Below are 19,462 nucleotides of genomic sequence, written 5' to 3'. Positions count from 1 at the left end.
TCCTGTCATGAAAATTCAGAATTTTTAAGGCAATTGGCTGTCAAACGCTCAAGTTTTTGTTATAATGGAGCTACTATAGAAAATTCAAGGAGTCAATAGGATGTCTGTTAAGATTGCCTTACTAGGATTTGGTACTGTTGCTAGTGGCGTACCATTTTTATTAAAAGAAAACCATGAAAAAATCACCCAGGCAGCTCAAGATGAAATCGAGATCGCTAAGGTCTTGGTTCGAGATGATGAGGAAAAGGAAAAATTACAAGCTGCTGGTCACGACTACAACTTTGTGACCAATGTCGATGAGATCATTGAAGACAAAGACATTGCCATCGTTGTGGAATTGATGGGCCGTATCGAGCCAGCTAAGACCTTTATCACCCGTGCTCTTGAGGCGGGTAAGCATGTGGTCTCTGCTAACAAAGACCTTCTTGCCGTTCATGGAAGCGAGTTGCTAGAGATTGCTCAAAAACACCAAGTGGCTCTTTATTATGAAGCTGCCGTAGCTGGTGGGATCCCAATCCTTCGGACCTTGGTGAATTCCCTTGCTTCCGACAAGGTGACCAAGGTTCTTGGTGTGGTCAATGGAACCTCTAACTTCATGATGACCAAAATGGTCGAAGAAGGCTGGACTTATGAAGATGCTTTAGCAGAAGCGCAACGTCTTGGTTACGCTGAAAGTGATCCAACCAACGACGTTGAAGGAATCGATGCTGCCTACAAGATGGTGATCTTGAGCCAATTTGCCTTTGGGATGAATATCCAATTTGACCAAGTAGGTCACAAAGGAATTAGCCAGATCACTCCTCAAGATGTATCGGTTGCTCAAAGCCTTGGATATGTCATTAAGCTGGTCGGATCTATCGTTGAAACAGAGTCAGGGATCGCAGCAGAAGTGACACCAACCTTCCTTCCAAAACAACATCCACTCGCAGGAGTGAATGATGTCATGAATGCGGTCTATGTGGAATCCATCGGTATTGGTGAGTCTATGTACTACGGACCAGGTGCTGGTCAAAAACCAACTGCGACAAGTGTCGTAGCCGACCTCGTTCGCATTGTCCGTCGACTAAAAGAAGGAACAATCGGTAAAGCCTTCAATGAATACAGTCGCCCTCTTCAATTGGCTAAGCCAGAAGACGTGAAGAACAATTATTACTTCTCAATCAAAGCACCAGATGCGACTGGTCAAATCTTGCGTCTTGCGGAAATCTTTAATGCAGAAGGAGCTTCCTTCAAGCAAATCCTTCAAGAAGACTCAGATGGTCACTATGCAAGTGTTGTCATCATTACTCACCAAGTTAACCAAACTCAATTCAAGAACTTGGTTGAAAAATTGGATTCAGAGGCGAATTTCGAACTCTTGAATACCTTTAAAGTCTTGGGAGAATAAGAATGAAAATTATTGTTCCAGCAACCAGTGCCAATGTAGGGCCAGGATTTGATTCGGTTGGGATTGCCGTGACTCGCTATTTGACCATTGAAGTCCTTGAACCAGCTGATGCTTGGTTCATTGAGCATGATCTTGGAGCAGGGATTCCGACAGATGAGAAAAACCTTTTGCTCTCAACAGCTCTTTCTATCTCAACTGATATGCAACCCCATCGGATCAAGATGACTAGTGAAGTGCCTTTGGCGCGTGGTCTTGGATCTTCTAGCTCGGTCATTGTAGCAGGGATTGAATTGGCCAACCAATTAGCCAACCTCCAGCTAACAGATGCTGAGAAATTGCGCATCGCGACCGAGATCGAAGGTCATCCGGATAATGTAGCTCCAGCTATCTTTGGGAATATGGTCATTGCGAGCTACATCGGTGAAGATGTCCAATATGTCACGGCTGACTTCCCAAGCTGTGACCTTGTGGCCTTTGTACCGAGCTACCAATTGAAGACCAGTGATAGTCGGAATGTCCTACCGAAAGAATGGTCTTATAAGGAAGCTGTTGCAGCCAGTAGCGTAGCCAATGTCGCTATCGCAGCTCTCCTCAAGGGAGATTTGCTGACGGCTGGTCGCTCCATCGAGTCAGATCATTTCCACGAGCGCTACCGTCAATCTCTTGTCAAAGAGTTCCCTCAGGTCAAAGAAGTCGCACATGCGCATGGGGCATACGCCACCTATCTGTCAGGAGCAGGCCCAACGATCATGAACCTCTTAGCCCCAGAGCATACAGCCACATTTGTCGTAGCTCTCGAAAAGCTCGGGCTAGATGGTCAGATTTTCCAACTTAAAATTGACACATTTGGCGTTCGTGTTGAGAAATAAACCTCAATGTAACACAAATGAAAGAAGGATGTATACGAATGTATATGTCCTTTTTGCTTCTCCTATGGTAGAATGGAAACTGTATGGGGAAAAGCTCAAGCTTTCCCGAAAGTTTAGGGGGAAACATGAAACCAGAATATTTATATAGTATTGCTACCGATCTTGGGCTGCAATTTGATGGCGAAGCCCGTGTGATGTATGGAGAGCGTGAAGGCTTCTTGTTAGTCATTGAAGGTGCTCAAACCAAGAATGTATTTACCATTTCACTCAGTGTGAAACAAGGTTCCGAAGGAGACTTAATCGAAGACTGTGAAATTCTTTGGAATGAATTAAAAGAACAATCAAAAGCCATTAATGCCATCTCTTTTGATGGTTACTTGACTTCTATCGTTGTCAAGGGCGGAATGACCAAAGGGAAGGCTGTCGAAACCTTATGGACAGCTATCCAAGATATTGTTGATTTCTTACTAAACCACCAATTTGTGCAAGTGAATGCGCAAACGGGTGAGGAAGGACCAATCGGTCTGTATCAAATTGGCGATGCGATCTTTTTAATCGACGATGCAACCTTTAGAGCCTACCAAGCCGAAGTGCAAGATACAGTTGAGGCTTATGAAGCGCGGGAAGAAAACTTCCTCTTAGGGATTGTAGGGGCTGTGATCGGTGTGATCATCGGTGGAGCAGTTGCCCTCTTGGTAGCGCGTCTCGGCTATGTGTCTGTTTTAGCAGGGGCTGCCCTCGGTTATTGTACCATCAAAGGTTATGAGATCCTTGGTAAGAAATTGACTAAAAAAGGTGTGGTAGTTTCAGCTATTTTGATGGTCTTGACGGTCTTTTTGGTCAACCAATTAGATTATACTTTGGCGCTTATGAGTGAACTGGATTTGCCATTTGATATGTCCTGGACGCTTCTCAATGAAGCGACATTTTCAGGGGACGTCCCAGATAAATTTTACTTGAATCTAGGCTTGCTAGCTGTCTTTACTCTTGGTGGTGCTTGGATTTCGGTCAAATCAGCTCTGGATGGACAAAAGAATCGTGCTATCGCACGTAAAATTGCATAATAAATTGTAAAAGGAAGGCCTGAATACTATGGGCCTTCTTTTGTTTTTTAGGGTCGAAAAATAGTCAAAAATTTGGTATAATAGTTTGTATTTTATATAGAGAGAGAACAGATAGAAAGATGATTGAAGAAATGAATCAAATTCTTGAAGGGATTGATATCCGTTTTCAAGAACCATTAAAACATTATACCTATACAAAGGTTGGGGGAAATGCTGAATTTCTAGCCTTTCCTCGCAACCAATACGAATTAAAACGCATTGTACGCTTTGCGAACCAGGAGAATATTCCATGGATGGTCCTGGGGAATTCTTCTAATATTATTGTCCGAGATGGGGGCATACCGGGATTTGTCATTATGTTTGATCGCTTGCGAGATATCAGTGTGGATGGTTATGTGGTCGAAGCAGAAGCAGGGGCTAAACTCATCGACACCACCCATGTGGCCTTGCACCATAGTTTGAAAGGCTTCGAGTTTGCTAGTGGCATTCCAGGCAGTGTTGGTGGTGCTGTCTTTATGAATGCGGGAGCCTACGGAGGAGAGATTGCGCATGTCCTTGTATCCTGTAAGGTCTTGACCAAGGAAGGGGAAATTGAAACTCTGTCAGCGGGTGAACTAGCTTTTGGTTACCGTCATTCTAAGATTCAAGAGACAGGTGCTGTTGTCATCTCTGCCAAATTTGCTTTGTCTCCAGGCAATCACGAGCAAATCAAACAGGAGATGGAGCGTTTGACCCATCTTCGTCAGTTGAAACAACCCCTTGAATACCCTTCTTGTGGATCGGTCTTTAAGCGTCCTGTCGGTCATTTTGCAGGTCAATTGATCAGCGAAGCAGGTCTGAAAGGCTATCGAATTGGTGGTGTGGAAGTTTCTGAAAAACATGCTGGCTTTATGGTCAATGTCGACAATGGAACAGCCAAGGACTACGAAGACCTGATCGCCTATGTCATTGAGGCAGTAGAAGCTCACTCAGGCGTCCGTTTAGAACCAGAAGTTCGCATTATCGGCCAAGCCTAAGAACTTTAGTATTGAAGAACAATGGATAGTGTAAACATCGATAGCATCAGTCGGAAAGGGGGTGAGTGCCTATCGATACCGTAAATAGGTGGGGCAGTCTAGTAAGTCCCCGAGAGGTATTGGTGGCCTGACAGGTTTTCCTGTCAGCCGCTGCGTTTTCGTTTGAAAAGCAGTTTGGTAATTGTAGTAAAGAAGGAATTTATGTGAATTGAAAAAACCAATTATTGAGTTTAAAAATGTTTCAAAGGTCTTTGAAGATAGCGGAACCGTTGTCCTAAAGGATATCAATTTTGAATTGGAAGAAGGGAAGTTCTATACCCTGCTCGGTGCATCTGGATCAGGAAAATCAACTATCCTGAATATTATTGCCGGTCTTTTGGATGCTAGCTCTGGAGATGTCTACCTTGATGGGGAACGGATCAATGATGTCCCTACCAACAAGCGGGATGTCCACACCGTCTTTCAGTCCTATGCCCTGTTTCCACATATGACAGTCTTTGAAAATGTGGCTTTTCCCCTTCGTTTGAAAAAGGTGGACAAGGCTGAGATTGAACGTCGGGTTTCAGAAGTCTTGAAAATGGTCCAGTTAGCTGGATTTGAAAAACGTTCGATCCAAAAATTATCTGGTGGTCAACGCCAACGGGTAGCTATTGCACGGGCTATTATCAATGAACCACGAGTGGTCCTTTTAGATGAGCCCTTGTCTGCACTTGACTTGAAACTTCGGACAGACATGCAGTATGAGTTGCGGGAATTGCAACAACGTTTGGGGATTACCTTTGTTTTTGTTACCCACGACCAAGAAGAAGCCCTTGCCATGAGTGACTGGATCTTTGTCATGAATGAAGGAGAGATCGTCCAATCTGGTACACCAGTAGATATCTATGATGAACCGATCAACCACTTTGTAGCTACCTTTATCGGGGAGTCCAACATTCTAGATGGGCGTATGATCGAGGACTACTTGGTGGAGTTTAATGGCAAACGCTTTGAAGCGGTCGATGGGGGAATGCGTCCAAATGAACCAGTTGAAGTCGTCATTCGTCCTGAAGACTTGCAAATCACTCTTCCTGAAGAAGGCAAGCTCCAAGTGAAGGTGGACACCCAGCTCTTCCGTGGTGTGCATTACGAGATCATCGCTTATGATGATTTGGGAAATGAGTGGATGATTCACTCCACTCGGAAGGCTATCGTGGGAGAAGTCATTGGGCTAGACTTTGAACCAGAAGATATCCACGTTATGCGTCTCAACGAAACCGAAGAAGAATTCGATGCGCGGATCGAAGAGTACGTTGAAGTGGAAGAGCAAGAAGCTGGTTTGATTAATGCCATTGAGGAGGAAAGAGATGAAGAAAACAACCTCTAATCTATTTATCCTCCCCTATTTCTTGTGGATTTTTCTCTTTGTCCTAGCTCCCGTAGTCATGATCATCTTTCAATCGTTTTTCAACGTTGAAGGGCAGTTTTCACTTGAAAACTACAAAGAGTTCTTTACTTCACAAAATTTGACCTATTTAAAGATGAGCTTTAATTCGGTCCTTTATGCTGGAATCGTCACCCTGGTGACGCTCTTGATCTCCTACCCGACTGCTTACTTTTTGACGCTGCTCAAACACCGGCAGTTGTGGTTGATGTTGATCGTCTTGCCAACCTGGGTCAATCTCTTGCTCAAGGCCTATGCCTTTATCGGAATCTTTGGGCAAAACGGATCCATCAATAGCTTTTTAAGCTTTCTCGGAGTCGCTCCCCAGCAAATCCTCTTTACCGATTTCTCCTTTATCTTTGTAGCCAGCTACATCGAGTTGCCATTTATGATTTTGCCGATCTTTAATGTCTTAGATGACTTAGATCCAAACTTGATTAATGCCAGCTATGATTTGGGAGCCAATCGTTGGGATACCTTCCGTCATGTGGTCTTCCCCTTGTCTATGAATGGAGTCCGCTCAGGTGTGCAGTCTGTCTTTATTCCTAGTCTTAGTCTCTTCATGTTGACACGGATGATCGGTGGAAACCGCGTCATTACCTTAGGGACAGCGATTGAACAGCACTTCCTGACAACACAAAACTGGGGAATGGGTTCTACCATCGGAGTTGTTCTGATCCTTGCCATGCTCTTTACCATGTGGGCAACTAGAGAAAGGAGAGAACAATGAAAAAAGTATCTCATTTCTATCTAGGCTTCGTCTTTCTGATCCTCTATCTTCCCATCTTTTATTTGATCTTTTATGCCTTCAATAAAGGGGGAGATATGAATGCCTTCACGGGCTTCACGCTTGAGCATTTCAATGAATTGTTCGCAGATAGTCGCCTGATGCTGATCTTATCAGAGACCTTCCTCTTGGCCTTCTTGTCAGCCTTGATTGCGACGGTCATCGGAACTTTTGGTGCCATTTATATCTATCAATCCAAGAAAAAGTTAGAAGGACCATTGCTCTCCATCAACAATATTCTCATGGTAGCGCCCGACGTTATGATCGGGGCCAGCTTCTTGATTCTCTTTACGACGGTTAAGTACCAACTAGGTTTCCTATCTGTTCTGGCTAGCCACGTCGCCTTCTCGATTCCCATTGTGGTCTTGATGGTCTTGCCACGACTCAAGGAAATGAACCGGGATATGGTCAATGCTGCCTATGACTTGGGAGCTACCCAAGTACAAATGCTCAAAGAGATCATGTTGCCGTATCTGACACCAGCCATTATTGCTGGCTACTTTATGGCCTTTACCTATTCGCTTGATGACTTTGCCGTGACCTTCTTTGTAACCGGAAATGGCTTTACAACCTTGTCTGTAGAGATTTACTCACGTGCGCGTCAAGGGATCTCCCTCAGTATCAATGCCTTGTCCGCCCTTGTCTTTCTCTTTAGTGTGCTCTTGGTCATCGGTTATTACTTTATTACCCGTGAAAAGGAGGAAGCAGCATGAAAAAACTTTATTCATTCCTAACTGGGATTGTCCTTGTCATTCTGGTCCTCTGGGGAATTAGCCACCAGATCGAAGCGAGCATGAATACCAAGAATAGTGACAAGCTGGTCATCTACAACTGGGGAGATTATATCGATCCGGAATTGCTCAAGGAATTCACAAAAGAGACAGGGATTCAGGTGCAATATGATACCTTTGATTCCAACGAAGCCATGTACACTAAGATCAAGCAAGGTGGAACCACTTACGATATTGCGATTCCTAGTGAATACATGATTGCCAAGATGATGGATGAGCATCTGGTTGAAAAGTTGGACCAATCCAAGATCAAAGGGATGGAAAATATCGATCCAAAACTCTTGAACCAATCGTTTGATCCGGGCAACCAATATTCAGTCCCTTACTTCTGGGGTACCTTGGGGATCGTCTACAATACCAAGATGGTCAAAAATGCTCCGGAACATTGGTCAGATCTCTGGCGTGAAGAGTACAGAAATGACATCATGATGTACGATGGTGCGCGTGAGGTCATGGGAATTGGTCTCAATACATTAGGCTATAGCCTCAATGAAAAGGATCCAAAGAAATTGCAAGAGGCAGTAGATAAACTCTACACCTTGACGCCAAACATCAAAGCTTTGGTTGCTGATGAGATGAAAGGCTATATGATCCAAAACAATGCGGCTATTGGGGTTACCTTCTCAGGAGAAGCCAGCCAAATGCTCGAAGCCAATAAGGATCTTCGCTATGTCGTCCCAACTGAAGCCAGCAACCTTTGGTTTGATAACATTGTCATTCCAAAAACCGTGAAAAATAAAGAAGCAGCATATGCCTTTATTAACTTCATGCTTCGTCCTAAAAATGCTTTGAAAAATGCTCTGTATGTCGGCTACTCAACGCCAAATAAAAAAGCCAAAGCCATGTTGCCAAAAGAAATCCAAGATGACCAATCCTTCTATCCAAGCGATGAAACACTGGACCATTTGGAAGTCTATCAACAATTAGGCAAGAAATTGCTTGGAGTCTATAACGATCTTTACCTCCAGGTCAAGATGTATCGAAAATAACACAAAAGGAACCTTCGGGTTCCTTTTTGATTGCTGCATAAAGTCTCTAACTAGTGAGTTGGATTGAGATTCAAATGAAAGATGCTATAATAGTAAGGAAAGTGACTGGCCCATTCAGTCATGAAAGGAAGGATTGGAGAAGAAGAGATGAAGAGACGACTGGAACTATTTTTGATTATTCTGTTACCGATCCTAGGAATTGTTTTTCTAGGAGGAAAAATCATGACCCTGACCAAAAGACCCGAACAGAAGATAACGGCCTCATCTTCAAAGAAAGTCGTACAAAAATCAGAAGAAGAGATAAAAAAAGAGCAAATCGCTTATCTCAAAGAGCATGAGCAAGAAATCGTCGATTTTGTGAAAGCCCAAAATCCGAAAGTCGAATCCGTTCAGATTGATTGGGATCAAACTCAGTGGGGAGTAGCCGGAAATGGGACGCCACAAGGTGGTGACGAGATGATTCTCATTTTTGGTGGGTTTAATCAAAATCCTGAATCTGGTTGGCGAGTTGATTTGGTTGTGGAAGATGGAAAGATTAATTTAAAGACGATGTCACTGGGGCAAAACTTAAGCTTAGGTCAAGAAATTTTCGAGTGAATAAGTTGATAGATTGATTCGAAGTGTGTAGATTGGAGAGAATTGAATGAAGAGACGTGTGGAACTCATTTTTCTAATAGTGTTTCCAATCCTAGGAGTTGTTTTTCTTGGAGGAAAAATCATGAATCTGACAAAAAGGCCAGAGCAGAAGATAACGACCACTTCTTCAGAAAAAGTTGCACAAAAATCAAAAGAAGAAATAAAAAAAGAGCAACTGGACTATCTAAAAGAACACGAACAGAAGGTCATTGATTTAGTCAAAGCACAAAATTCAAAAGTAGAATCCGTTCAGATTGATTGGGATCAGACACAATGGAGTGATGGTGGACTTACAACTCCTGAATATTATATGAATGTTTTTGGACGTATTAATCATATTGAGAACTCAGGATGGGGAGTGGATATTCCCATGAATGAAGATGGGACTGTAAATCTTAAAAATATGACAATGGGTGATTACATCAGTATTGATGGTGAGCCTATTGACTAATGGAAATATAAAGCGTATTGAAAATGAACGGTTTTAGAGAAAGTTACCACATGGAAAAACGAACGATATTTAAATTAATCACTACGATAGCTGTTTTTGTAAGTATGGGTGGTTGCGTAAAACCAAAAGAGCAAACGAAACAAGCGCAAACTGTCGTTTCTTCATCAACCAAAGAAGACAAAGAAGCCATAAAACAAAAACAAATCGCTTATCTCAAAGAGCATGAGCAGGAAATCGTCGATTTTGTGAAGTCTCAAAATCCTAAAATTGAGTCAGTTCAGATTGATTGGGATGAAACTCAGATGAGTGATGGTGGGCTTACAACTCCCGAATATTATATGAATATTTTTGGTCGCATTAATCATATTGAGAACTCAGGATGGGGAGTAGATTTTCCAATTAATGATGATCAGTCAATTAACCTGCGAGAAATGTTTATGCTTCATGAACCTACGATTGGCGGAAAGCCTATTTCCTAGGTAAGTACAATGCATTTTGAAAAAGAACGGTTTTAGAGAAAGATAGCACATGATAAAACAAACGGTGTTTAAATTAATCACTACCTTAGCTCTCCTTGCATGTATAGGAGGATGTACCATAAAATCAAAAGAGCAAACGAAACAAGTGCAAACTGTCACCTCTTCATCAACCAAAGAAGACAAAGAAGTCATTAAACAAAAACAGCTCGCTTATTTGAAAGAACACGAGCAAGAAATGACGACCTATGTGACAGAACATAATGCTAACATTACGCAGGTGTCTTATGACTGGGACAGTATTAAAACAGTTGTAGGAGGTAATGGAACACCTCAGGGAGGTGACGAAATACTATTAGTTTATGGTTATGCCAATGAAAGTAAACTAACAAATTTTAGATTGAATTTTACATTAGATAAAAATAAGATTCCTAAGATAGATTCAATTGGTTCTGATAGTTTGTATCGGGTAGAAAAGAAATGATCCGTCCGTTAGACAATGAGAGATGCAATAGAGGAATCACTTTTAAACGAAATAAAATTATGAGAAAACAAATAAACAATCTGATGATCGCACTTGCTTTCATTTTAACAATTGGATGTCTAGTAGGATGTGTGAAGCAAGAACGTGAAAAAAGCAGACAAGCGCAAACTGTCACCTCTTCAACTACAAAAGAGGACAAAGAAACCATTAAACAAAAACAGCTCGCCTATCTAAAAGAACACGAGCAAGAGATCGTCGATTTTGTGAAAGCACAAAATTCAAAAGTTGAATTCGTTCAGATTGATTGGAACAGTATGCAAATTGAAGAGTCTGGAAACGGAACGCCTCAGGGTGGTGGATACAATTTATCTATTTCTGGTCAAATTAATCAATTAAAAAAAACAAAATTCTCCGTTGATTTTTACCTAGAAGATCAAAATAGCATACCAACTATCAAAAAAATGGGGATGCTAAATGATATTTATATCGAGGAAAATGGTGGCTGGAAAATTTTTCCTAAGTAAATAGAAGTAATAGTGTTAGGAGGAAACATGAAAAGTAAAATGAAATGTACACTTAAGTTAATAGCTTTAATGCTTATTTTTACAAGCATTGGAGGTTGTAGTGTAAAGCAAAAAGCTCATACGAAACAAGCGCAAACTGTCACCTCTTCCTCCATCAAAGAAGATACCGCAACTGTTACTCAAAGGCAAGTAAACTTTTTAAAGAAACATGAGTCAGAAATTACGGATTACATAAAGTCAAATGATCCAGAAGTTGTTCAAGTCAAGTATGACTGGGATAGTGTGAAAGTAGGAGATAGTGGTGCTTTTACGGAATCTGGGTTTGACATCCGTTTAAAGGTCTATGGAGAAAATGATAAGGAACTAAATGGCTATTCATTTTTTATTGTCCCAAAACCAAATGTTGAGAATCCAAGTTCAATTGATTCAATTTCTGGTTCGAATTTTCCTTAATTAAATCAACAGATCATTCTACCTATTAAGAGGAAAGGATTCAAAAAATATTTGAGCTATGAGTCCATAATAGATCCAGAAATGATAGGTGGAAGAATTTTCGAATAAATAAGTTGATAGATCAATTAAAAGTGTGTAGATTGGAGAGAATTGAATGAAGAGACAAATGGAACTATTTTTGATTATTTTGTTACCGATCCTAGGACTGGTTTTTCTTGGAGGAAAAATCATGACCCTGACCAAAAGACCCGAACAGAAGATAACGGCCTCATCTTCAAAGAAAGTCGTACAAAAACCAGAAGGAGACATAAAAAAAGAACAACTGGACTACCTAAAAGAACACGAACAGAAGGTTATTAATTTAGTCAAAGCACAAAATTCAAAAGTTGAATCCGTTCAGATTGATTGGGATCAGACGCAGTGGGGTGATGGTGGACTAACAACTCCTGAATATTATATGAGTGTTTATGGACGTATAAATAATATTGAAGAATCGGGTTGGGGAGTAGATATCCCAATTAATGAGGACAATACATTGAATCTATATGAGATGTATATAGGATCCGACATTAGAGTAGGGGGTAGATTATTTGAGTAATTGCAATGTTGAATGAGAGGAATAAAAAACGTGCTATGTGTGAGTAATAGAGCAATAGTGCAAATTGTCACTTACCTCATAGCTCTTTAATTTAAAATTTTGATGATTAAAGGTAAAGAAATCATTAACTCATGTTTTAAAAAGCTCGATCTAGTGTGATAGTTTGGATTTCAAACTATAAATGCTAGAATATCGGAATAACATTTATCCAGTTTCCAATTATAGAGAATAATCTGTACAGAATGATAGGAGGACTTATGAAAAGTCGAAAAGTCATGCTAACAATTGCTTCAATTGCAGCACTGCTTATTGTAGGTGGATGTACCATGAAACAGAAAGAAGATACCAAGCAAGATAAAACGAATGTTTCTTCATCTACGAAAGCACTAAAGGAAGATGAAGAAACTATAAAGAAAAAGCAACTGGACTACCTAAAAGAACACGAACAAAAGGTTATTGATTTAGTCAAAGCACAAAATTCAAAAGTCGAATCCGTTCAGATTGATTGGGATCATACACAATGGAGTGATGGTGGACTGACAACTCCTGAATATTATATGAGTGTTTATGGACGTATAAATCATATTGAAGAATCAGGTTGGGGAGTAGATATCCCAATTAATGAGGACAATACATTAAATTTAGATGAGATGTATATAGGATCTGACGTTGATATAGGGGGAAGATTACTTGAGTAATTGGAACTTAAAATGATAGGAAAAAAACGTGCTATGTGTAAGTAATAGACCAATAGTCTAGATCGTAACCAACGTCATAACTCTTTAATTTAAAACTTTGATCATCAAAAGTAAAGAATTCATATACTCATGTTTTAAAAAGCTCTATGTAGTGTGATAGCTTGTTTTTCAAACTATAAATGCTATCATAATCGGAATAACATTTATCCAGTTTCCAATTTTAGAGAATAATCTGTACAGAATGATAGGAGGGCTCATGAAAAGTCGAAAAATCATGCTAACAATTGCTTCAATTGCAGCACTACTTATTGTAGGTGGATGTACTGTGAAACAGAAAGAAGATACGAAGCAAGAAAAAACGAATGTTTCTTCATCTACAAAAGACCTAAAGGAAGATGAAGAAACTATAAAGAAAAAACAACTGGACTACCTAAAAGAACACGAACAGAAGGTTATTGATTTAGTCAAAGCACAAAATTCAAAAGTTGAATCCGTTCAAATTGATTGGGATCAGACACAATGGAGTGATGGTGGGCTTACAACTCCCGAATATTATATGAATGTTTATGGACGTATAAATAATATTGAAGAATCGGGTTGGGGAGTAGATATCCCAATTAATGAGGACAATACATTAAATATAGATGAGATGTATATAGGATCCGACATTAGAGTAGGGGGTAGATTATTTGAGTAATTGGAATTTGAGCAGTTTTGATAATCTAGATGGTTCAGAAGCTGAATCAACATATAGAGATAGACTCCAACAAGTTTCCATATGAACAATTGGATCAAATCCAGGAAGAGAGTTCAAAGCTCAAATGGGAGTATGACAACGAGATAGATGCTTTCTATAAAAATCAGAAAATGCTGGAATCGAAAGATAAAAAAAAACAGTAAGGTTGTCCTTACTGTTTTTTTAGTTGGTTCCAGATGATGCTGTATCTGCGCCACTGTCTGTTGCTGTGGAGCCTTGGTCTTGTGCGGCAGACGAATTAGATTCGGTAGCAGATGAGCTATCGGTTTCTTTTTGTGAACTTGTTTCTGTATTGCTTGAATTGGTTTGTGTATTGGTATTAGCATCTGTATTGGTAGCGCTTGAGTCAGAGCCCTTATCATGAACCACGACAACGCTGGTGCTACTAGATGGTTTGTCTTCTGTTTTTTGATTATCTTTATTGAGCAAGCTCATGATGGTAAAGGAAGTGACGATAATCCCTAAGAGACTGGCAATCGTAGCTACAACGGTTTGAAATACGGACAACCCTTGTTTGACTTTCTCACCGCGAGATGGTCTTGTATCTGCTTTTTCCTCAGGTTTTTGGTTTTTGTTACTTCTTGAATATTGTGACATGTTCATTCTCTTTCTATCAAAAATTGTTTTTTAACACTTTCCTATTATAAGTCATTTTCTGAAAAATGTCTAAAAAGAACTGATTTTTATAGAGTGATTTTGCTGCATCTCTCTTTATCAAATCCTTGTCCCAAGCGGTTAGAAATGATAAAATAGAAGTTACGTAAAAAGAAAGTGATGGATGCGTAGGACATGATCTATTTTGACAATTCAGCAACGACTAAACCTTATCCAGAAGCCCTTGCGACCTATACAGAAGTAGCGACTCGGATCTGGGGAAACCCTTCTAGTTTGCACAATCTAGGTAGTCAAGCTACTCGTATTTTGGAAGCTTCTAGAAAACAAATTGCGGAGCTAATTGGCAAGAAAGCTGATGAAATTTACTTCACGTCTGGTGGGACAGAAGGGGACAACTGGATCCTCAAGGGTGTCGCCTTTGAGAAAGCTCCTTATGGCAAGCATATCATTGTCTCTGACATCGAGCATCCTGCCATCAAGGAATCGGCTGCTTGGTTAAAGACGCAGGGATTCGAAGTGGATTACGCTCCAGTGGATGCGCGTGGCTTTGTCAAGGTGGATGCCTTGGCTAACCTACTCCGTCCAGATACGACCTTGGTCTCTGTCATGGCCGTCAACAATGAGATTGGCTCCATCCAGCCCATCCATGATATCGCGGCTCTCCTAGAAGATCGCCCAACGGTTAGTTTCCATGTCGATGCGGTTCAAGCTTTGGCAAAGGTAGCAACAGAAGTTTATCTACCAGAGCGCGTGGACTTTGCGACCTTCTCTAGTCACAAATTCCATGGACTTCGCGGAGTCGGCTTTGTCTACATCAAAGAAGGCAAAAAGATCACCCCTCTCTTAACCGGAGGTGGTCAAGAAAAAGAAATGCGCTCGACAACTGAGAATGTGGCAGGAATCGCAGCAACAGCAAAAGCCCTACGCTTAGCCATGGAAAACCAAGAAGCTTTTGCCAGCAAGACCCAGCTGATGAAAGAAGTTATCCGCAAAGAATTGGCCAACTATCCAGATGTCACCATCTTTTCTGGTGAGGATCACTTTGCGCCTCACATCTTGACTTTCGGGATCAAAGGAGTTCGTGGAGAAGTAGTGGTCCATGCCTTTGAAGAGTTTGATATTTACATCTCAACAACCAGTGCCTGCTCGTCTAAAGCTGGTAAGCCAGCTGGAACCTTGATTGCTATGGGAGTGGATAAGAGTATCGCACAGACAGCTGTTCGCTTGAGCCTCGATCTTGAAAATGACATGAGCCAAGTCGAGCAATTCTTGACCAAGTTCAAACTGATTTACGAGCAAACACGAAAAGTACGTTAATTTTAGAAGGAAATCAACATGACCTTAACCTATTCAGAAATTATGATACGCTATGGAGAGCTTTCTACTAAAGGAAAGAACCGTATGCGTTTTATCAATAAACTTCGCAATAATATCCAAGATGTTTTATCTATCTATCCATCTGTCAAAGTGACAGCCGACCGCGATCGGGCGCATGCTTATCTGCATGGGACGGATTATGAGCCAGTAGCAGAATCCCTCAAGCAGGTTTTTGGAATCCAAAATTTTTCACCTGTTTACAAGATTGAAAAATCTGTTCCGGCCTTAAAAGCGGCAGTGCAAGAGATCATGAAGGAGATTTACAAGGATGGCTTGACCTTTAAAATCTCAAGTAAGCGCAGTGACCATACCTTTGAACTCGATAGTCGCGAGCTCAACCAAACCTTGGGAGGTGCGGTCTTTGAAGCGATCCCAACCATCCAAGCTCAGATGAAAAAACCAGATATCAACTTGCAAGTTGAAATTCGAGAAGAAGCAGCTTACATCTCTTATGAAACCATTAAGGGAGCAGGTGGCCTTCCTGTTGGTACGTCTGGCAAGGGCATGCTCATGCTTTCAGGTGGGATCGACTCTCCAGTAGCTGGTTACCTAGCCTTGAAGCGTGGAGTGGATATCGAGGCAGTACACTTTGCTAGCCCACCTTATACCAGCCCAGGTGCCTTGAAAAAGGCCCATGATTTAACACGGAAGTTGACTAAGTTTGGGGGCAATATCCAATTTATCGAGGTGCCCTTCACAGAGATCCAAGAGGAAATCAAGGCAAAAGCACCAGAAGCTTACCTCATGACTTTGACCCGTCGCTTTATGATGCGCATTACAGACCGTATTCGCGAGGTTCGCGGTGGTTTGGTGATTATCAATGGTGAAAGCTTGGGACAAGTGGCTAGCCAAACCTTAGAGAGTATGCATGCCATCAATGCAGTGACCAATACGCCGGTTATCCGTCCGGTGGTGACCATGGACAAATTGGAAATCATCGATATTGCTCAAGCCATTGATACCTTTGAAATTTCTATCCAGCCATTCGAAGATTGTTGTACCATCTTTGCACCAGATCGTCCAAAGACCAATCCAAAACTCAAAAATGCAGAGCAGTATGAGCAACGGATGGATGTGGAAGCTTTGGTTGAGCGTGCGGTAGCAGGTATCATCGTAACAGAGATCACACCAAAAGCAGAAAAAGATGAGGTCGATGACCTGATCGAGGATTTGCTATAGGAGAGACTGGGAGTATCCAGCCTCTTTTTCTAACCAACTTAAAGGAGACAAGATGAAAAAAATTATCGTTTTAATGACAAGTTTGCTTCTGTTGACAGGCTGTGTCAAAGTATCATTTACTGGCCCGAAAAAAGAAGAAAAGACCAGCCAGTCAACCAGCAGTAAAAAAGAACCGCTCACATTTGTCAGAGCCGACCAGTACAAAGATCAGGACAACGAAGTCTTGGAAGCATCTGAGAAATTTATCAAGGAACATCCAACGCTTGGAGAACCTGGAAAATTATTTGTCTTTTTCCCAGGCTATACCTTTGGAAATGAGGAAAATCGCTTCGCCTTGTTCTTTATCGTGAATCGTACCACCACAACCATCGATCGTGATGGATCCTTTTTTCTGAATTTGGAATATGATGGGGAGCCACTATTCAAAGATGTCACAGTGGACTATGAAGTGAGCGAATCTGGTGTATTGAAACCCAATACGGCTGCAGCCATTCCTATCAAAATCACCAAGGAACAAGAAGAAAAAATGAAGAGCATGAACGATTCTTCAAAAGCAAAAATGAGTTTCAATGACTTTAAATTTAAGGATAAGTAGATGAAGAAGTCGGACTGACAAGCAATCTTAACATAAAAGATATAAAATCATCGCTTTTAAAAAAGAAATTCGTTTTCAAAGCGCAAAAATACTTGTCTTTGTCTGATAGAAGTGATATACTAAGAGAGTTGACTATGCACATGCCTGTGCAACCGCTCGAACATCGTCGCTCATTTCCATGAGAGTAAGTGGTTCGTCCCACGATGCTAGGCGAGTCTTCACAAAAATACGGGGAAACCCAAAAATACATAGGAGGTGCATAATGAGCACATACGCAATCATTAAAACTGGCGGAAAACAAGTTAAAGTTGAAGTTGGTCAAGCTATCTACGTTGAAAAATTGAACGTTGAAGCTGGTCAAGAAGTTACATTTAACGAAGTTGTTCTTGTTGGTGGTGAAAACACTGTTGTCGGAACTCCACTTGTTTCAGGAGCTACTGTTGTTGGAACTGTTGAAAAACAAGGAAAACAAAAGAAAGTTGTTACTTACAAGTACAAACCTAAAAAAGGTAGCCACCGTAAACAAGGTCACCGTCAACCTTACACTAAAGTTGTCATCAACGCTATCAACGCTTAATTTTAGGAGAACACATGATACAAGCAGTCTTTGAACGAGCCGAAGATGGCGAGCTGAGGAGTGCAGAAATCACTGGGCACGCTGGAAGCGGTGAATACGGCTTTGATGTCGTGTGTGCATCGGTTTCGACTCTAGCCATTAACTTTGTCAACTCTGTTGAGAAATTTGCAGGCTACGAACCGGATCTAGAATTAAACGAAGAAGAAGGTGGCTTCCTGCGGGTGACGATCCCGACAGATATTCCACCTCATCAAAGAGAAATGACCCAACTATTCTTTGAATCATTTTTCTTAGGGATGGCAAACTTATCGGAGAACTCATCGGAGTTCGTCCAAACAAGAGTTATCACAGAAAACTAACATGGAGGAAAACAATTATGTTGAAATTGAATCTTGCTAACTTGCAACTTTTCGCCCACAAAAAAGGTGGAGGTTCTACATCAAACGGACGTGATTCACAAGCAAAACGTCTTGGAGCTAAAGCAGCTGATGGACAAACTGTAACAGGTGGATCTATCCTTTACCGTCAACGCGGTACTCACATCTACCCAGGTGTGAACGTTGGACGTGGTGGAGACGATACTTTGTTCGCAAAAGTTGAAGGCGTAGTACGCTTCGAACGTAAAGGTCGCGATAAAAAACAAGTTTCTGTTTACCCAATCGCAAAATAAAAAGGTTTCCTTAACCTTTTTATCCCGAGCCTTGATCCAAAGGTGAGGAAGCTAGAAATAGCATAAATCAAAGCTTTCCGGATTAACGGAAGGCTTTTTTTCTTTTATTTATTTAAAAATATCATGTTTACTCTTGTTAATATAATGTTTGAATTTGTGTTTTTTGAAAAAAGTAGTATAATAGAGACAAATATAGTAGGAATGGAAGTAGTACCATGAAAGATAGCAGACATGTTGAAATTCTTCAGGAACTGGATCGAAAAAGTGTGGTATCGGTCAAAGAGCTCAAGGAACTTTTTGGGGTGACAGACATGACTATTCGTCGCGATCTGATCGATCTTGAAAAACAAGGTCTTTTAGTTCGTGTACATGGTGGGGCCCACAAAAAAGTCAAAGATAGCTTATTAGAAGCTTCTCACAGTGAAAAAAATCTGATCAATATTGATGAGAAACGAACCATTGCCAAAAAATGTGCGGACTTGATCGAAAATGGGGATACCGTCTTTATTGGCTCTGGTACAACAACAGACTTTATCGGAGATTATTTGGAAGGGAAAGAAATTAGCATCGTCACCAACTCCCTGCCTATTTTTGAGAAGCTCAAGGATTTCCCGAATTATGACTTGATCTTAGTTGGTGGTCGCTACCGGGTAAAGACACAAACCTTTGTCGGTCAATTTGCCAATAAACTCTTGAAAGAAATCAAGGTTTCTAAAGCCTTTATCGGGGTGAATGGAATCGATGGCCATAGTGTCTCTACAGCTAATGAAGAAGAAGGAAATGGCAATGCCATTATTCTGAACAATGCGATAGAGAAATATGTGGTAGCTGATAACAGCAAGTTTGATAGCTATTCTTTCTACAGTTTCTATCGCGTGGAAGATCTAAATGCCATTATTACCGATGATAGTATTCCAAAGAAAATCAAAGACAAATACGCCTTGTATACGAAAATCATTTAAGATCAAGAGGCTGGGACAAAAGTCCTAGCCTCTCAATTGTATTTGGATTGTCGAGCAAGACGCAGTGGTTGAGTGGGCTCTACT

At 41.0% G+C, this 19,462-nt stretch carries 25 protein-coding genes and 1 other annotated feature; of the genes, 24 read left to right on the top strand and 1 reads right to left on the bottom strand.

The annotated features are described in order from the left end of the window. Positions 1–100: 100 nt before the first annotated feature. The 17 genes from H7T97_RS08160 (at position 101) to H7T97_RS08080 (ending at position 13,343) form a co-directional block, all read left to right on the top strand. Positions 101–1,387: a homoserine dehydrogenase gene (locus H7T97_RS08160; RefSeq protein WP_201090012.1), complete on the top strand. Its 1,287-nt coding sequence runs from the start codon at positions 101–103 to the stop codon at positions 1,385–1,387. Between the two features lie 2 nt (positions 1,388–1,389). Beyond that, on the top strand, positions 1,390–2,256 hold the full coding sequence (gene thrB / locus H7T97_RS08155; protein WP_201090010.1) for a homoserine kinase: 867 nt from the start codon (positions 1,390–1,392) through the stop codon (positions 2,254–2,256). An 83-nt stretch (positions 2,257–2,339) separates the two neighbouring features. Further along, entirely contained in the window at positions 2,340–3,320 is a 981-nt protein-coding gene (locus H7T97_RS08150) for a hypothetical protein (RefSeq protein ID WP_201090008.1), read from the top strand. A gap of 119 nt (positions 3,321–3,439) precedes the next feature. Beyond that, complete coding sequence (gene murB / locus H7T97_RS08145; RefSeq protein ID WP_201090006.1) at positions 3,440–4,336, top strand: UDP-N-acetylmuramate dehydrogenase; 897 nt, start codon at positions 3,440–3,442, stop codon at positions 4,334–4,336. Between the two features lie 208 nt (positions 4,337–4,544). Then, positions 4,545–5,702, top strand: a complete 1,158-nt coding sequence (locus H7T97_RS08140; protein WP_201090004.1) for an ABC transporter ATP-binding protein — start codon at positions 4,545–4,547, stop codon at positions 5,700–5,702. Then, entirely contained in the window at positions 5,683–6,489 is an 807-nt protein-coding gene (locus H7T97_RS08135) for an ABC transporter permease (protein WP_155124817.1), read from the top strand. The genes H7T97_RS08140 and H7T97_RS08135 overlap by 20 nt, the downstream gene beginning before the upstream one ends. Further along, a complete protein-coding gene (locus H7T97_RS08130; RefSeq protein WP_003002847.1) occupies positions 6,486–7,259 on the top strand; it encodes an ABC transporter permease in 774 nt (257 codons plus the stop codon). The genes H7T97_RS08135 and H7T97_RS08130 overlap by 4 nt, the downstream gene beginning before the upstream one ends. Further along, positions 7,256–8,326 carry an ABC transporter substrate-binding protein gene (locus H7T97_RS08125; RefSeq protein ID WP_045759569.1) on the top strand — a complete coding sequence of 357 codons (1,071 nt, stop codon included), beginning with the start codon at positions 7,256–7,258 and terminating at the stop codon, positions 8,324–8,326. Before H7T97_RS08130 ends, H7T97_RS08125 begins: the two co-directional genes overlap by 4 nt. Positions 8,327–8,473: 147 nt before the next feature. Beyond that, positions 8,474–8,923, top strand: coding sequence for a hypothetical protein (locus H7T97_RS08120; protein ID WP_229101008.1), 450 nt, complete (start codon positions 8,474–8,476; stop codon positions 8,921–8,923). Between the two features lie 46 nt (positions 8,924–8,969). Next, the gene (locus H7T97_RS08115) at positions 8,970–9,413 is read left to right on the top strand and encodes a hypothetical protein (RefSeq protein ID WP_155169594.1); all 444 of its coding nucleotides are present in this window, start codon (positions 8,970–8,972) and stop codon (positions 9,411–9,413) included. A gap of 50 nt (positions 9,414–9,463) precedes the next feature. Beyond that, entirely contained in the window at positions 9,464–9,892 is a 429-nt protein-coding gene (locus tag H7T97_RS08110) for a hypothetical protein (RefSeq protein WP_155169596.1), read from the top strand. Between the two features lie 49 nt (positions 9,893–9,941). After that, a complete protein-coding gene (locus tag H7T97_RS08105; RefSeq protein ID WP_155169598.1) occupies positions 9,942–10,373 on the top strand; it encodes a hypothetical protein in 432 nt (143 codons plus the stop codon). Positions 10,374–10,432: 59 nt separating this feature from the next. Further along, a complete protein-coding gene (locus tag H7T97_RS08100; RefSeq protein ID WP_155169792.1) occupies positions 10,433–10,897 on the top strand; it encodes a hypothetical protein in 465 nt (154 codons plus the stop codon). Positions 10,898–10,924: 27 nt separating this feature from the next. Continuing rightward, positions 10,925–11,350, top strand: a complete 426-nt coding sequence (locus H7T97_RS08095) for a hypothetical protein (protein WP_155169600.1) — start codon at positions 10,925–10,927, stop codon at positions 11,348–11,350. A 154-nt stretch (positions 11,351–11,504) separates the two neighbouring features. Continuing rightward, positions 11,505–11,948 (top strand): hypothetical protein, encoded by a 444-nt coding sequence (locus H7T97_RS08090; protein WP_201090002.1) that lies wholly within the window; start codon positions 11,505–11,507, stop codon positions 11,946–11,948. A 257-nt stretch (positions 11,949–12,205) separates the two neighbouring features. After that, a complete protein-coding gene (locus tag H7T97_RS08085) occupies positions 12,206–12,646 on the top strand; it encodes a hypothetical protein (protein ID WP_173018891.1) in 441 nt (146 codons plus the stop codon). Between the two features lie 256 nt (positions 12,647–12,902). Beyond that, on the top strand, positions 12,903–13,343 hold the full coding sequence (locus H7T97_RS08080) for a hypothetical protein (RefSeq protein WP_173018892.1): 441 nt from the start codon (positions 12,903–12,905) through the stop codon (positions 13,341–13,343). 222 nt (positions 13,344–13,565) lie between these two features. On the opposite strand, the gene H7T97_RS08075 is transcribed toward H7T97_RS08080, so the two are convergent. Further along, complete coding sequence (locus H7T97_RS08075) at positions 13,566–14,000, bottom strand: DUF6556 family protein (RefSeq protein WP_023918376.1); 435 nt, start codon at positions 13,998–14,000, stop codon at positions 13,566–13,568. Positions 14,001–14,192: 192 nt separating this feature from the next. Here H7T97_RS08075 and H7T97_RS08070 point away from each other — a divergent pair, with 192 nt between their 5' ends. The 7 genes from H7T97_RS08070 (at position 14,193) to H7T97_RS08040 (ending at position 19,378) form a co-directional block, all read left to right on the top strand. Further along, complete coding sequence (locus H7T97_RS08070; protein ID WP_023918374.1) at positions 14,193–15,335, top strand: cysteine desulfurase family protein; 1,143 nt, start codon at positions 14,193–14,195, stop codon at positions 15,333–15,335. Positions 15,336–15,353: 18 nt separating this feature from the next. Further along, positions 15,354–16,574, top strand: coding sequence for a tRNA uracil 4-sulfurtransferase ThiI (thiI, locus tag H7T97_RS08065; RefSeq protein WP_195529656.1), 1,221 nt, complete (start codon positions 15,354–15,356; stop codon positions 16,572–16,574). A 52-nt stretch (positions 16,575–16,626) separates the two neighbouring features. Then, positions 16,627–17,169 (top strand): membrane lipoprotein lipid attachment site-containing protein, encoded by a 543-nt coding sequence (locus tag H7T97_RS08060; protein ID WP_023918372.1) that lies wholly within the window; start codon positions 16,627–16,629, stop codon positions 17,167–17,169. Between the two features lie 140 nt (positions 17,170–17,309). Continuing rightward, positions 17,310–17,397: a sequence feature (ribosomal protein L21 leader region), on the top strand. A gap of 34 nt (positions 17,398–17,431) precedes the next feature. Next, the gene (gene rplU, locus H7T97_RS08055; protein WP_003002830.1) at positions 17,432–17,746 is read left to right on the top strand and encodes a 50S ribosomal protein L21; all 315 of its coding nucleotides are present in this window, start codon (positions 17,432–17,434) and stop codon (positions 17,744–17,746) included. Positions 17,747–17,760: 14 nt separating this feature from the next. Next, on the top strand, positions 17,761–18,105 hold the full coding sequence (locus H7T97_RS08050; protein ID WP_003002581.1) for a ribosomal-processing cysteine protease Prp: 345 nt from the start codon (positions 17,761–17,763) through the stop codon (positions 18,103–18,105). A gap of 17 nt (positions 18,106–18,122) precedes the next feature. Beyond that, positions 18,123–18,416: a 50S ribosomal protein L27 gene (gene rpmA, locus H7T97_RS08045; protein WP_003002805.1), complete on the top strand. Its 294-nt coding sequence runs from the start codon at positions 18,123–18,125 to the stop codon at positions 18,414–18,416. Between the two features lie 215 nt (positions 18,417–18,631). Continuing rightward, positions 18,632–19,378: a DeoR/GlpR family DNA-binding transcription regulator gene (locus H7T97_RS08040; protein WP_023918371.1), complete on the top strand. Its 747-nt coding sequence runs from the start codon at positions 18,632–18,634 to the stop codon at positions 19,376–19,378. Positions 19,379–19,462 lie beyond the last annotated feature (84 nt).

This window comes from Streptococcus parasanguinis (assembly GCF_016648925.1).
Classification (GTDB): domain Bacteria; phylum Bacillota; class Bacilli; order Lactobacillales; family Streptococcaceae; genus Streptococcus.
This window is presented reverse-complemented; position numbering and strand designations above follow the sequence as displayed.

Bases quoted from the DNA above. Each gene is read 5' to 3' on its own strand.
- thrB (WP_201090010.1), top strand. From the start codon at position 1,390: ATGAAAATTATTGTTCCAGCAACCAGTGCCAATGTAGGGCCAGGATTT.
- H7T97_RS08100 (WP_155169792.1), top strand. From the start codon at position 10,433: ATGAGAAAACAAATAAACAATCTGATGATCGCACTTGCTTTCATTTTA.
- H7T97_RS08060 (WP_023918372.1), top strand. From the start codon at position 16,627: ATGAAAAAAATTATCGTTTTAATGACAAGTTTGCTTCTGTTGACAGGC.
- H7T97_RS08080 (WP_173018892.1), top strand. From the start codon at position 12,903: ATGAAAAGTCGAAAAATCATGCTAACAATTGCTTCAATTGCAGCACTA.
- H7T97_RS08110 (WP_155169596.1), top strand. From the start codon at position 9,464: ATGGAAAAACGAACGATATTTAAATTAATCACTACGATAGCTGTTTTT.
- H7T97_RS08090 (WP_201090002.1), top strand. From the start codon at position 11,505: ATGAAGAGACAAATGGAACTATTTTTGATTATTTTGTTACCGATCCTA.
- H7T97_RS08105 (WP_155169598.1), top strand. From the start codon at position 9,942: ATGATAAAACAAACGGTGTTTAAATTAATCACTACCTTAGCTCTCCTT.
- H7T97_RS08150 (WP_201090008.1), top strand. From the start codon at position 2,340: ATGGGGAAAAGCTCAAGCTTTCCCGAAAGTTTAGGGGGAAACATGAAA.
- rpmA (WP_003002805.1), top strand. From the start codon at position 18,123: ATGTTGAAATTGAATCTTGCTAACTTGCAACTTTTCGCCCACAAAAAA.
- thiI (WP_195529656.1), top strand. From the start codon at position 15,354: ATGACCTTAACCTATTCAGAAATTATGATACGCTATGGAGAGCTTTCT.
- H7T97_RS08130 (WP_003002847.1), top strand. From the start codon at position 6,486: ATGAAAAAAGTATCTCATTTCTATCTAGGCTTCGTCTTTCTGATCCTC.
- H7T97_RS08120 (WP_229101008.1), top strand. From the start codon at position 8,474: ATGAAGAGACGACTGGAACTATTTTTGATTATTCTGTTACCGATCCTA.
- H7T97_RS08070 (WP_023918374.1), top strand. From the start codon at position 14,193: ATGATCTATTTTGACAATTCAGCAACGACTAAACCTTATCCAGAAGCC.
- murB (WP_201090006.1), top strand. From the start codon at position 3,440: ATGATTGAAGAAATGAATCAAATTCTTGAAGGGATTGATATCCGTTTT.
- H7T97_RS08125 (WP_045759569.1), top strand. From the start codon at position 7,256: ATGAAAAAACTTTATTCATTCCTAACTGGGATTGTCCTTGTCATTCTG.
- H7T97_RS08115 (WP_155169594.1), top strand. From the start codon at position 8,970: ATGAAGAGACGTGTGGAACTCATTTTTCTAATAGTGTTTCCAATCCTA.
- H7T97_RS08160 (WP_201090012.1), top strand. From the start codon at position 101: ATGTCTGTTAAGATTGCCTTACTAGGATTTGGTACTGTTGCTAGTGGC.
- H7T97_RS08040 (WP_023918371.1), top strand. From the start codon at position 18,632: ATGAAAGATAGCAGACATGTTGAAATTCTTCAGGAACTGGATCGAAAA.
- rplU (WP_003002830.1), top strand. From the start codon at position 17,432: ATGAGCACATACGCAATCATTAAAACTGGCGGAAAACAAGTTAAAGTT.
- H7T97_RS08050 (WP_003002581.1), top strand. From the start codon at position 17,761: ATGATACAAGCAGTCTTTGAACGAGCCGAAGATGGCGAGCTGAGGAGT.
- H7T97_RS08135 (WP_155124817.1), top strand. From the start codon at position 5,683: ATGAAGAAAACAACCTCTAATCTATTTATCCTCCCCTATTTCTTGTGG.
- H7T97_RS08075 (WP_023918376.1), bottom strand. From the start codon at position 14,000: ATGTCACAATATTCAAGAAGTAACAAAAACCAAAAACCTGAGGAAAAA.
- H7T97_RS08085 (WP_173018891.1), top strand. From the start codon at position 12,206: ATGAAAAGTCGAAAAGTCATGCTAACAATTGCTTCAATTGCAGCACTG.
- H7T97_RS08095 (WP_155169600.1), top strand. From the start codon at position 10,925: ATGAAAAGTAAAATGAAATGTACACTTAAGTTAATAGCTTTAATGCTT.